This is a genomic window from Arthrobacter zhaoxinii, from assembly GCF_024385505.1.
GTDB classification, from domain to species: Bacteria; Actinomycetota; Actinomycetes; order Actinomycetales; family Micrococcaceae; genus Arthrobacter_B; species Arthrobacter_B zhaoxinii.
This window is the reverse complement of the sequence record NZ_JANFLT010000006.1, coordinates 165755-178532: the sequence shown is the minus strand read 5'-3', so window position 1 is coordinate 178532 and position 12778 is coordinate 165755. Positions and strand designations below refer to the sequence as shown.

General features: G+C 65.6%; 10 protein-coding genes. 5 read left to right on the top strand and 5 right to left on the bottom strand.

The window, feature by feature from the left end; translation table 11 throughout:
* Window positions 1-211: 211 nt before the first annotated feature.
* On the bottom strand, window positions 212-874 hold the full coding sequence (locus NNX37_RS12305; RefSeq protein ID WP_255793041.1) for an NUDIX hydrolase: 663 nt from the start codon (window positions 872-874) through the stop codon (window positions 212-214).
* 90 nt (window positions 875-964) lie between these two features.
* Between NNX37_RS12305 and NNX37_RS12300 the strand changes: the two genes are divergently transcribed.
* The 3 genes from NNX37_RS12300 to NNX37_RS12290 all read left to right on the top strand — a co-directional run bounded on the left by NNX37_RS12300 (window position 965) and on the right by NNX37_RS12290 (window position 5036).
* Window positions 965-1918, top strand: coding sequence for an ARPP-1 family domain-containing protein (locus NNX37_RS12300; RefSeq protein ID WP_255793040.1), 954 nt, complete (start codon window positions 965-967; stop codon window positions 1916-1918).
* Window positions 1915-3399 (top strand): ADP-ribosylglycohydrolase family protein, encoded by a 1485-nt coding sequence (locus NNX37_RS12295; protein ID WP_255793039.1) that lies wholly within the window; start codon window positions 1915-1917, stop codon window positions 3397-3399. The genes NNX37_RS12300 and NNX37_RS12295 overlap by 4 nt, the downstream gene beginning before the upstream one ends.
* A 68-nt stretch (window positions 3400-3467) precedes the next feature.
* Window positions 3468-5036: an SIR2 family NAD-dependent protein deacylase gene (locus NNX37_RS12290; RefSeq protein WP_255793038.1), complete on the top strand. Its 1569-nt coding sequence runs from the start codon at window positions 3468-3470 to the stop codon at window positions 5034-5036.
* Here NNX37_RS12290 and NNX37_RS12285 read toward each other — a convergent pair.
* Window positions 5017-6171 (bottom strand): GDSL-type esterase/lipase family protein, encoded by a 1155-nt coding sequence (locus NNX37_RS12285; RefSeq protein WP_255793037.1) that lies wholly within the window; start codon window positions 6169-6171, stop codon window positions 5017-5019. The two genes, NNX37_RS12290 and NNX37_RS12285, sit on opposite strands and share 20 nt — an antisense overlap.
* A 71-nt stretch (window positions 6172-6242) precedes the next feature.
* On the bottom strand, window positions 6243-7436 hold the full coding sequence (locus tag NNX37_RS12280) for an ROK family transcriptional regulator (RefSeq protein ID WP_255793036.1): 1194 nt from the start codon (window positions 7434-7436) through the stop codon (window positions 6243-6245).
* Between the two features lie 270 nt (window positions 7437-7706).
* Here NNX37_RS12280 and NNX37_RS12275 point away from each other — a divergent pair, with 270 nt between their 5' ends.
* On the top strand, window positions 7707-8888 hold the full coding sequence (locus NNX37_RS12275) for a Gfo/Idh/MocA family protein (RefSeq protein WP_255793035.1): 1182 nt from the start codon (window positions 7707-7709) through the stop codon (window positions 8886-8888).
* Between the two features lie 39 nt (window positions 8889-8927).
* Window positions 8928-9929 carry a sugar phosphate isomerase/epimerase family protein gene (locus tag NNX37_RS12270; RefSeq protein ID WP_255793034.1) on the top strand — a complete coding sequence of 334 codons (1002 nt, stop codon included), beginning with the start codon at window positions 8928-8930 and terminating at the stop codon, window positions 9927-9929.
* A 71-nt stretch (window positions 9930-10000) separates the two neighbouring features.
* On the opposite strand, the gene mmsB is transcribed toward NNX37_RS12270, so the two are convergent.
* Together mmsB and mmsA are read right to left on the bottom strand one after the other, a co-directional pair.
* Window positions 10001-11203, bottom strand: coding sequence for a multiple monosaccharide ABC transporter permease (gene mmsB, locus NNX37_RS12265; RefSeq protein ID WP_407079956.1), 1203 nt, complete (start codon window positions 11201-11203; stop codon window positions 10001-10003).
* Window positions 11200-12747, bottom strand: coding sequence for a multiple monosaccharide ABC transporter ATP-binding protein (mmsA, locus tag NNX37_RS12260; protein WP_255793033.1), 1548 nt, complete (start codon window positions 12745-12747; stop codon window positions 11200-11202). Before mmsA ends, mmsB begins: the two co-directional genes overlap by 4 nt.
* Between the last annotated feature and the right edge of the window lie 31 nt (window positions 12748-12778).

The window sequence follows — 12778 nt, the reverse complement described above, 5'->3', positions numbered from 1 at the left end:
TAAAAACACTTTCCATTGACTATTCCCCCCCTTGATATCGAAACCTGTCGCCAGCCGTAAAATATCTGACCACTGCCGATAAGCAACAAAGTACCGTGGGGTACCGACAATTTACGGGCGTCCGCCGGGTAACCAAAAGAATTTTCCGGATCGTAACCAACAAGGCGATGTCTTTTATGACCTAACCGCCATTCGTCGGCCTGGAGAGCGCTTACCCCTTTCCGTGCCGCCACAGCCTCGAAGGCCTCCCCCGAGTACCGTCGGACATCAGCCCGGTGCCGACCAGCTTCGGTTCCATCTGCCGACGGAAGGTGTCCCGCATGAGCGGCTGCCCCGCCACAGCCTCGTGCACGGTCCGCAGATCCTTGAGAGTGAAGGGCTCGTCCAGGAACCCTCCGGGATCCGGGGTGTCTAAATACGCAGCCCGCAGCCACTGCACGGCTTTGTCCACCATCTCCGCGTGCCCGTAGGGAAGTTCCGCGATCAGCTCCCGATCCTCCGTGATCGAAGCCAGCCGAACGGCGTCGGACTGCAGGGCACTTTCCAGCGCTCGGAGCGGAACGGCATCGACGTGCGCCACCGACAGGACCCAGCCCCGGTCATCGCGCTCCGGATCATCGAAGACGTGCAACTGTACAGGCACCCGTCCCTCGACTCCGGCTTTCTCACGCAGGCTCCGCAGCACGGCCTGCGCCAGAGTCTCGCGTTCATGAAGGAACGTCCCCGGCAGTGCCCAACCCGGCGAATCGCCAACACGTCGACTCACGAGCAGCACACAGATACTTCCCCGGAGCACGGTCAGCACAGCGGTATCCACCGCCACGGAGGGCCGCGGATAGGCAAGCAGGGACGAGGACTCCTGAGGTTCTTTCATAGAACTATTTATCGCAGTGTTGCGCAAAAGATGCAAGACGTGCATACTGAAGAGATTAGCGCATAACTGCTCAAAAGATTGGAGGTCCTTATGGAAGTTCCCTCATTGCACGTCGGTGCAGGCAGCACTCTGGGCCCGCTTACCGTTTTCCCCGTGTGGACAGCCGCCACCGGGACCCTGGACATCGCCACCGGTACCAATGCGGATGTCAGCGTCTCCGAACTGGCCAATGGTCCCGAGGTAGGCCGACTGACGGTCACCAACAACGGCCGGAAACCGGCCCTTCTGCTCGACGGCGAACTGCTGGAAGGCGGCCAGCAACACCGCACCTGCGTCCGCGACGTCGTTCTCGGTGCCGGCGAAACCCGGGACATCGACACCTACTGTGTGGAAGCCGGCCGATGGGAACACGGCCAAAACAACCATCGCCGTCAGGCCCGGCGGGCACCCCTGAACGTTCGATCCGAGCTCGTGCTTGCCGGCACCTCGCACCGTCCCCGCGACGGTCAGGGCCGGGTCTGGGAACGGGTCAGCCGTTTCGGCACCGTCTTAGGACCATCCGCGACCGATTCGCTGTTGGATCATCTGGACCGTGCCAACCAAGACGAACTGCGCAACGGCAAAATGTTTCCGAAGCTACTGGATGGCCAGCGCGGCGTCGTCATCGGTGTCGGCAACCGGCCGTTGCTCCTGGAAATCTTCGGTACCAGCGCCCTGTTCCGCCGGCATTACCGCCAGCTCGTCGCTTCGACACTGCTGGACGTTACGCTGATGCCCTCACAGGCACAGCATTCCGGCCCTACTTCGGGACAGCTGGCCCGGGACTTTGCCGGAGTTGTCCAGGCACTAAACTTCGGACCGCTTTCCGACGGTCCCTTTCCGGCAGAAGACATCGAACACCACATGCCTCAAAGCCGTCCGGTCTCCGGGACCATTGGTGCGGTCACAGCGGCAGGAATTGCCATCCAATCTCCCCGGAGCCAGCAGCAGCTCGCCCACCTATCTTGCTGGAACACCAAACATCCACTTATGGAGGCCCTATGAACCTGAACTCACAGCAGAACCACCGCGCCGCCGGTGTCCTCGTCGCCCTCGCCGCCGGAGATGCCCTCGGCGCCGGCTACGAATTCGGCGCTCCCCTGCCGGACGGCGCCGAGGTCACTATGAAGGGCGAGGGCCCGTTCGGGTTCGACCCGGCCGAATGGACCGACGACACCTCCATGGCCATCCCCATCGCCGAAGCATTCCTCGACGCCGGAGCCACACCGGAAGCGCTCACATCCGTGGTCCGCTCCTGGACCGCATGGGCACGCGATGCCAAGGACGTCGGCGCGCAGACCAGCAACGTCGTCGCCCGCGCCCGCCGCATCGCCAGCGACGACGGCCGGACCGACCCGACGGCCGCCGATTTCACCCGTGCCGCGCAGGAGTTCCACACCCGCGCAGGCCGCAGTGCCGGCAACGGCTCCCTGATGCGCACCGCTCCTCTGGCCCTGGCCTATCTGGACCGGGAGCCCGCCGAGCTCATGGAGGCGGCCGGCGTGCTCAGCGCGCTGACTCACGTCGAAGACGACGCCCAGGAAGCCTGCGGGCTGTGGTGCGTTGCCATCCGCGACGCCGTCCTGACCGGAAAGCTGGACATCCGCACCGGCCTGCCCCTGCTGCCGGCGGACCGCGCCGCGGTGTGGCTGGAACGGGTCAAAACGGCCGAACGCTCCCGGCCGCGCGATTTCGCGAAGAACGGTTGGGTGGTGGAAGCACTCCAGGGTGCGTGGAGCGCCATCTCCACCACGCGCACCGCGTCCGGACCCGACCATCTCCGGGCCGGACTGGAAGAGGCGGTCCGCGGCGGCCGGGACACCGACACGGTGGCCGCTATAGCCGGCTCCCTGCTGGGCGCGGCCTACGGCTACTCCGCCGTTCCGTTTGAATGGCGCCGTAACCTGCACGGCTGGCCGGGTCTGCGGGCGCACGACCTGATGACGCTCGGCGTCGAACTCGCCTCCGGGGCGGGACGTCGCACGCAGGAGTGGCCGCGCGCCGAGCACCACGATTACAGCTCGTGGAGCCGGACCGATGTCCTGGTCCAGCACCCGGACGACGACGGCGTCTGGCTCGGCGGCGTGGGCGCTGTGGCCAGGACTGCCGAATTGGGCATTGATGCAGTGGTTTCGCTGTGCCGGCTGGGAACGACGGATGTCCCCGGCATCGCGCCGGAGAACCATGCCACGTTCTGGCTCGTCGATTCGGCTGCCGCGGATTCCAATGCCTACGCCGGGTACGTGCTGCAGGAGGCTGCCGCCGCCGTCGAACGTTTCCGTGCCGAGGGCAAGAAGGTGCTGCTGCACTGTGTACGGGCCGAGTCGCGGACGCCGACGGTTGCCGCGCTCTACGGCGCGCGGGTAGCCGGGGTGACTCCGTTGGAGGCGCTGGAGCATGTGCGTCGGGCACTCCCCAACGCCCACCCGAATCCGGCGTTCCGGGAGCTGCTGGCTGCCGAGGCGGCGGATCGACCCTCCGCGTAATTCGGGCCGGACCGGCCTCTGGATCCACCAATACGTGGACCAGGGGCCGACCGTGGTAGGAATTTCATATGGGGGAATCACACGTCTTCGTGACCAGAGGCAGCCTGACCAACTTCGCTTGCGATGCATGGCTGCTTCCGACCGATCGCACTTACAACATTGCTGGGCACTGGCGGGAGGCTCTCCCCGGGCTGGAAGCAGTGATAGCCGGCAGCAGGGATGCCGACTTCGTCAACGGGGCTAAGCTCGCGCAGCCCCTCGATGTCTGGCCTGCTGAGGAACCTCTACCGGTCCTCACTGCTGTTCCGTATTACGGCATTTCCTCGGTCGAGGATCTGGTTCCGCCGTTGCGTGAATTCATTCGAGTCGCAGCGGAGCAATGTGAACGACGGCGGCGGGCTGCGAACGGCGACCCGTCCCGTCCCGTTCCCTTGCTGGCCATGCCGCTTTTCGGTACCGGCGGCGGCGGGGCGGGACTGGTGCGCGGCGACGTGATTCAGCGGCTTCTCCAGGAGGCACGCAGTGCGGCGGCCGAGTTCGGCGTCGACGTAGCGCTGGTCCTCATGAACGAAAAGGACTTCGCCTTCGCCCAGGAGCTTCGGAAACGTCAGCCGGACTGGTGGAAACCCCTCGATCGGGAGCTGCAGGAGCACGCTGCACGATTAGGCGCGCATGCCCGGGACGGCAAGCTTGTTCCCTTCATGGGCGCGGGCGTCAGCATGAGTGCCGGTGCACCGAGCTGGAACGATCTCCTCGCCCGTCTGGCGACAGCCGCGCAGCTGTCAGACGATGAATGTAAGTCACTCAAGAAGCGCGGGCATCTGGACCAGGCCGGCATTCTGCGCTCTATCTATGAGGAACGCTCCGAAGCGGGTGGTCGGAGTTTCAATCAGACCATCGCCGATCTGGTGGAACTGAAACGCTACGGTTTGGCACCGGCACTCCTCGCCAGTCTGGGCAGCCGGGAGGCAATCACCCTCAACTATGACGAACTTTTTGAATTCGCCTCGAACGACTCCGGCGTCCCCCGGTCGGTGATTCCTGACGGCGGCGGGGAGAACGACGACTGGCTGCTCAAACTGCATGGTTCGGTAACAAACCCTGACTCGATCGTCCTCACCCGCGACGATTATCTTGGTTTCAACACATCACGCAACGCGCTCTCGGCCCTGGTGAAAGCCACCCTCATGACGCAGCACATCCTGTTCGTCGGCTTCGGCCTTGCCGATGACCACTTCCACGAGATCCTGCACGACGTTAAGCGGGCCCTTCCTCCGGAACCTCAGACAGAGGATGGGTCCGCAACGGCGCTGATGCTGTCCGCGGATCCCCTGGACCGACGGATGGTTTCCCAGCTCAATGTGGTCCCTATGGGTGAGGAATCAAGTACCGCGGCAGGACGGACCCTCGAAATCTTCCTGGATCTTCTCGTGGCCCTGTCCACAGACAGCCATTCGTATCTTTTGACCGAGGGCTACGAAGGAGCATTGACCGAATCCGAGCGTTCCCTGCGGGAAACCCTGCTGGATCTGGGTAAGCGCCTCACAGACGATGAAGCTCAAAGCAGTGGAGGCGTGCGACTGCGGGAGATGCTGGCAGAGCTTGGCGCTAGCTCCCCTAGCTTGTGTACCCCTTGAACGGCCCGCTACCCGCGAACGCATACTCAGCAAACCGCTCCCCGATCAACCGGTGCGTATCCGTATCCGGATGCAGCGCGTCGGGTAGCGGATGCGCCTCGGCATCCTCGGCCCCGTAGAGACTCAGGCCGTCCAGGAAGTACAGGTTCGGATCGTCCGCCCGGCGGGCCACGAGTGACTCCAACGCCTCGCGGATCACCCGCAGCGTCAGCTGCCCAGCAGCCACACCCTCCGGTGAACCTGTAGCGACAAACCGAACCTGCTCCGTGCCGAACGACGCCGGGTCAAAGGCACCGGGCCCCGGAGTGTCCTCATGGATACCGCAGAAGATGGGCGAAATGAGCATCAGAGGTGTCTCCGGATGTCCCTCGCGGATCGTGTCCAGGAAACCGTGCACCGCAGGCACAAAAGCCCGCAGCCGCATGGAATCCATATTTACCACGTTGATGCCCAGCTTCACGCTGATCAGATCGGCCGGGGTATCCCGCATCACCTGCGCGGTGAACGGATCAACCAGGGCACTGCCGCCCAGACCAAGATTATGAAGCTCGACGCCGCCGAGCTGGGCTGCAACCACAGGCCAGATAGAGGATGGCGTGGCGGCATTTGAACCGTGGCTGATTGAGCTGCCGTGGTGCAGCCAGACGGGTTTGCCCGAGGTATACGGTGCCACCGGAGCGTCCGAGCGCATCTCGACCAGCTCGACGGACTCGTTGTGCGGCAGCCATACCTCCACAACCTTTTCGCCCGCCGGCAGCCGGAAGACGCTGGTATGCGACGGACCTTCAAAAGGAGTCACGGCCCCGGTCGACATATCCATCTCGACGTAGTCGCCGCCGGTGAGCTCGTCGCTCTCGAGCAACTTCCCGTCAACCACCAGATCAAGACTGCCCCGGGGCCGGTCCGCGCCACGGTAAACCATCCGGGACGGGTGCGTCACAACCGCCAGGACCTCCGCCGTCGTCGTCAGCGCCAGCCGGACGCCGGACGGCTCGCTTTCCACCTTGAGCAGCTGCGGATCGGGGAACCGGGTACGAACCCAGCCCGGCAGCCGGTGCGGCCGCAGCCCGCGCGATGTCGTTTCGAGTTCCGCGGCACCGCGGACCAGGGACGGGGTGATGGGGGTGGTGATCATGCGGGTGGTTCTCCCAAAGGTGCGGCTCGAAGATTAGGCACCCTCAGTTTAGGCGGCGGCGCCAACCAGCCCTAAACCCCCACCCGCCCCGCCAGCATCCGCTCCACACTCTCCGCAGACAGTGCATGCTGGATGGCAAGCTGGGACGCACCCAGCATCCCGGCGTCGAGCCCGGACGCGGACTGCACAATCCGCAGGTGCTGGGTGGCCAGCGGCATCGTGCGCGAATAGACCACTTCACGCACCCCGGCAATGAAGTGCTCGCCGGCCAGAGCCATCGACCCGCCGAACACAACCACCTCGGGGTTGAGCATGCTCAGGCAGGTGGCGAGGACCTCGCCCACCTCGCGGCCGGCCTGCCGCACCGCCTGCACTGCCTCCTGGTTGCCCGAGTGGACCAGGGCAACGACGTCGCGCCCGTCCTCCGCAGCCAGCCCCAGAGAACGCAGCCGGGTGGCGACAGCGGGTCCGGCAGCCAGCGCCTCCAGGCAGCCGCGGTTCCCGCACCGGCACAGCAGGTCCTCGCCGCTAGGCACCCGGATGTGCCCGATGTCCCCGGCCACCCCGTCGGCGCCGCGCAGCAGGGCGCCGTTGCTGATAATCCCGGCGCCGATGCCGGTGGCCACCTTCACGAAGACCAGGTTCTCGACGTCGGGCCACGCGGCCTCGCGCTCCCCCATCGACATCACGTTGACGTCGTTGTCCACCAGCACCGGGACGGGGAAGGATTCCTGCAGGTAGCCGGGGACGTCGAAGCCGTGCCAGCCGGGCATGATCGGCGGGTTAATCGGGCGGCCGGTGCGGTGCTCCACGGGCCCTGGCAGGCCGACGCCGACGGCGAGCAGCTCGGCAGCGGACCGCCCGGTCGAAGCCAGCAGCGCAGTCCCGAGCTCCACCACGGTGTCCAGCACCGCCACCGGCCCGTCACTGACCGGCAGGTCGCGGGAGGCATCGGCCAGAGCGTTGCCGACCAGATCGGTGAGGCCCACACGCAGGTGGCTCGCGCCGACGTCGACCCCCAGGACCACGCGTGCCCCCGTCTGTAGTGCGAACCGGGAGGACGGCCGCCCGCCGGCGGACACGGCGTCTTCGAGGGGCGCCACGAGCCCGAGGTCCATGAGCGCCTCCAGCCGCAGCGTGATGGTGGAGCGGGCCACCCCCACCAGATCGGCCAGCTCGCTGCGGGTGCGGGGCTGCCCGTCCCGCAGGAGCTGGACAAGTTCGCTGGCGCCGGGGGCGGCGGGGTTATTCCTGAGTTCGATCACCGGGCAATTCAAACATGGGATCGCCACTGCCGTGCTGCTTCGAAATGGTCCGTCGCGGAAGCGGAAATCACCCCTCCATCAGGTGTCCCGTACTTATGTCGATGCCCAGTAGTATGTTGGACCGCAATCGCCTGACTTCTGTTATTGTGACGCGTATCGCAACGCAGGACAATCTTGCTGGCGCAGGCAACCTCCGCTGTCTTTGCCTAATGCACAGTCTTCCTGGGCGGGCGCACGGTCTCAAATGCAGCACAGCACAAAGGAGAAAACATGAACAAGCCGCTGAGGGTGGCACTGGTGGGGCACGGCTTTATGGGGGCGGCCCACTCGCAGGCCTGGCGGGTGGCTCCCCGGTTCTTCGATCTGCCCCTGCAGCCGCAGATGGAGCTGCTGGTGGGCCGCGATGCAGAACGGACGCAGGATGCCGCGCGGAAATGGGGCTGGGCCGGGTCCGCCACCGACTGGCGGGAGGCCGTCACCCGGGAGGACATCGACGTCGTGGACATCGTCACCCCCGGTGCCTCCCACGCGGAGATCGCCATTGCAGCGCTCGACGCCGGCAAGCACGTGCTCTGCGAAAAGCCGCTGGCCAACACGGTGAAAGAGGCACGGGCGATGGCCGACGCCGCCGCCCGCGCCGAAGCCCGGGGCGTGCAGGCGATGGTGGGCTTCACCTACCGGCGGCTGCCCGCCACCACGCACGCCCGGAACCTGGTGGCATCGGGCGCCATCGGCACGGTGCGGCAGGTCCGGGCCGTGTACCTGCAGGACTGGCTCGTGGACGAGGACTCCCCGCTGACCTGGCGGCTGCAGCAGGACAAGGCCGGATCCGGCGTCCTCGGCGACCTGGGCGCGCACGCCATCGACCTGGCCCAGTACATCACCGGGGTCCCGCTGGCCGAGGTCAGCGGCACCCTCGCCACCCTCGTGCCCACCCGTCCCGTGCCCGACGCGGAACAGCGCGGCACCGGACTGGGCGGAGGCGCCGGAGCGGCCGGCACCCGAGGCCCGGTGACGGTCGACGACGTCGCCCTGTTTACCGGGCGGTTCGAGGACGGCGTGCTGGGCTCCTTCGAAGCCAGCCGGATGGCCACCGGGCGCAAGAACGCGTTCCGGCTGGAAATCTCCGGCAGTCTCGGTGCGATCAGCTTCGACCTGGAGGACCTGAATTTCCTGGGCTTTATGGATTACACGCTGCCGCCGGACCGGCAGGGATTCACCCGCATCATGGTGACCGAACCGGAGCATCCCTACCTCTCGGCGTGGTGGCCGGCCGGCCATTCGCTGGGCTACGAACACGGCTTCGTGCACCAGGCCAAGGACTTCGTGGAGGCTATCGCCGCCGGAACCGCACCCGCGCCGTCGTTCGCTGACGGACTGCAGGTCCAGGAAGTCCTCGATGCCGTAGCCCGCAGTGCAGCCAAGTCCAGCGTATGGTTGCCCGTACGCTGACGACCCAGCCCCTGAATCCCTAGGCAAAGGAGCCTGCATATGTCCCGACCAGTCACTCTGTTTACCGGCCAGTGGGCGGATCTACCGCTCGAAGAAGTGGCCCGGCTTGCCTCCGGCTGGGGGTACGACGGGCTGGAAATCGCCTGCTGGGGCGACCATCTGGACCCCTGGCGCTGGGATGACGAGGAATACGTGCAGAGCCGCCGCGACATCCTGGAGAAGTACCACCTGAAGGTGTTCGCCATTTCCAACCACCTCAAGGGGCAGGCGGTCTGCGACGATCCGATCGATCAGCGCCACCGGGACATGGTGTCCGACCAGGTGTGGGGCGACGGCGATCCGGAGGGCGTCCGGCAACGGGCTGCGGAGGAAATGAAGCACACCGCCCGGCTTGCCGCAGCGCTGGGGGTGGACACCGTGATCGGCTTCACCGGTTCGTCCATCTGGAAATACGTGGCCATGTTCCCGCCGGTTTCCGCGGAGGCCATCGACGCCGGCTACCAGGACTTTGCCGACCGGTGGAATCCCATCCTCGACGTCTTCGACGAGGTGGGCGTGCGCTTTGCCCACGAAGTCCATCCCAGCGAGATTGCCTACGACTACTGGACCACCGTCCGGGCGATGGAGGCGATCGGCAACCGGCCCGCCTTCGGCCTGAACTGGGACCCGAGCCACTTTGTCTGGCAGGACCTGGATCCGGTGGCGTTCCTCTGGGATTTTCAGGACCGGATCTACCATGTGGACTGCAAGGACACGAAGAAGCGGATGAGCAACGGCCGCAACGGCCGGCTCGGCTCGCACCTGCCCTGGGCCGATCCGCGGCGTGGCTGGGACTTCGTTTCCACGGGCCACGGGGACGTCCCCTGGGAGGACGCCTTCCGGATGCTCAACAGCATCGGCTACAAGGGACCCATCTCGGTGGAGTGGGAGGACGCCGGGATGGACCGGCTGGTCGGGGCGCCGGAAGCCCTGGCCTTTGTCCGTTCGCTCGCGCTGGATCCGCCCGATGCGGCGTTCGACGCGGCCTTTTCCTCGCGCTAACGCCTCAACAACAACGACGGCGGCCCCTCCATCGGGAGGTAAGCCGCCGTCGTCGTTCGCTGCGAGAAAACCTACCGGGCGTTGCGCTTCCGGCTGAGACCGAAGACAACGGCCAGCAGCAGCACGAGGCCCTTGATGATCTGCTGCCACGCGGCGTCCACGGACAGGATGGACAGGCCCTGGTTCAGCACACCCATCACCAGGCCGCCAATCACGGCGCCCACCACGGTGCCCACACCGCCCTGCACCGAAGCGCCGCCGATGAACACTGCGGCAATGGCGTCCAGCTCAAACCCTTCACCGGCCGAGGCCACTGCTCCGCCGGCGCGGGCGGTGCTGACCACGGCGGCAAGACCGGCGAGGAAGCCCATGTTCACGAACACCAGGAAGTTCACCCACCGGGTCTTCACGCCGGACATCATGGCAGCATTCAGGTTGCCGCCCATGGCGTAGATGTGGCGACCGAACACCGTTCGGCCCAGCAGGAACGAGTAGGCCATCACCAGCCCGGCAAGGATGATCAGGATGATCGGCAGGCCGCGGCTGTAGGCCAGCAGGTAGCAGAGGTACATGATGGCGAACACGGCTACGGCGTTCTTGAACACGAACGAGCCCATCCGTTCCCGCGGCAGGTCGAGCCGGCGCAGGTCCGCCCGGCCCTTCAGCTGCTGCACCACCAGGGCAATCGATGCCAGGGCGCCGATGCCCAGGGTGAGCAGGTCCGGAGTGCCGGTGGAGGGCAGGGCGCCGGAGCCGATGGCGTTGAACGGCCGCGGCAGGCCGCTGACTGTGCCGCCGGTCAGCAGGACCAGGGCGACGCCGCGGAAGACGAGCATCCCGGCCAACGTGACAATGAAGGCGGGTATCCCCACGAACGCCACCCAGAAGCCCTGCCAGGCTCCGATCAGCGCACCGGCCACCAGCGAAAGCACTACGGCGGCCCACCAGGGCATTCCCCAGTCATTCATGGCCAGGGCGGCAATGGCTCCCACCGCGGCCACCACGGAGCCCACGGAGAGGTCGATGTGTCCGGCAATGATCACCATGACCATGCCGATGGCCAGGATCAGCACATAGGCGTTTTGCTGGATGAGGTTGCTGATATTGCCCGGGTAGAGCAGCCGGCCGCCGGTGAGCACCTGGAACAGCAGGATGATCACAACAAGTGCGGCCAGGATGCCGTATTGGCGCAGGTCTACCCGCCGGCGCTTCTTCGCAGCCGCGGCTTGCGGCGGCAGCGGTGCCTTCGCCTGTTCTGGGGTTGTGGTGGTCACTGGACTTGTACTCCTTGGGTCCTGGCGGCGGTCATGTGTCGCATCAGTTCTTCCTGGGTGGCGTCGGCACGGTCCACTTCTGCAGTGAGCCGTCCCTCGGCGATGGTGTAGATGCGGTCACAGAGCCCGATCAGTTCGGGCAGTTCGCTGGAGATGACGATTACGGCTTTGCCCTGGGCCGCCATCTCGTTGATGATTCCGTAAATTTCGTACTTGGCGCCGACGTCGATCCCGCGGGTGGGTTCATCGAGGATCAGCACCTCCGGGCCGGAGTAGATCCACTTGCTGAGGACTACTTTCTGCTGGTTTCCGCCGGAGAGGTTGCCGACGGTCGAGGTGACGCTGGGGGTGCGGATGTTCATCCGCTGCCGGTAGTCGTCCGCCACGGCGTATTCCCGGTGCCGGTCAATGACGCCCAGCCGGGCCAGTTTGCCCAGTGCGGCAGCGGAGACGTTGACGGTCACGTTGCCGATGAGGTTCAGGCCGTAGCGCTTGCGGTCCTCGCTGACGTAGGCCAGTCCGTTGCGGATTGCCTCGCCCACCGTACGGGTGCCGATTTCGACGCCGTCCTTGTAGACCCGCCCGGAAATTCCGGTGCCGTAGGAGCGGCCGAAGATGCTCATGGCCAGCTCCGTGCGGCCGGCGCCCATCAGGCCGGCGAACCCGATGATCTCCCCGGCACGGACGTTGAAGGACGCGTCCTTCACCACCACGCGGTCCGGATCCGCCGGGTGGTGCACTGTCCAGTCCTCCACGCGAAACTTCTCCTCGCCGATGTCCGGTTCCCGGGGCGGGAACTGGTGGTCCAGCGGGCGGCCGACCATGGCGCGGATGATCCGGGTTTCAATCTCGTCGGTGTCCTCCACCGGAAAATCTTCAATGGTCTTCCCGTCGCGGATCACCGTGACGGTATCGGCAATCGAGCGGATTTCCTTGAGCTTGTGGGAAATAATGATCGAGGTGATCCCCTGCCCGCGCAGCTGGTCGATCAGGCCCAGCAGGTGGGCGGAGTCGTCGTCGTTCAGTGCGGCTGTGGGCTCGTCGAGGATCAGGATCTTAACCTCTTTGGAGAGTGCCTTGGCAATCTCCACCAGCTGCTGCTTACCTACGCCGAGCTCGAGGATCTTGGTGGCCGGATTCTCGTCCAGCCCCACCCGCTCCAGCAGGGCGGCGGCCAACAGATTCGTCTTGTTCCAGTCGATCACTCCGCCTCGGGCCACCTCGTTGCCGAGGAAGATGTTCTCCGCGATGGACAGGTACGGGCTCAGCGCCAGTTCCTGGTGGATGATCACAATGCCGTCGCGCTCGCTGTCGTTGATCGAGCTGTAGCTGACGGGTTTGCCGTCAAGGGTGATGGTTCCCGCGAAGCTGCCGTGCGGGTAGACCCCGCTGAGCACCTTCATCAGGGTGGATTTACCGGCACCGTTTTCGCCGCAGACGGCGTGGACTTCGCCGCGTTCAACGTTCACGGACACCTCGTCGAGGGCCCGGATGCCGTTGAACTCCTTCACAATGCCGTCCATGGACAGGATGACGTCAGTCATGTCGTTCTCGCTTCAGTAGCTTCAATACAGG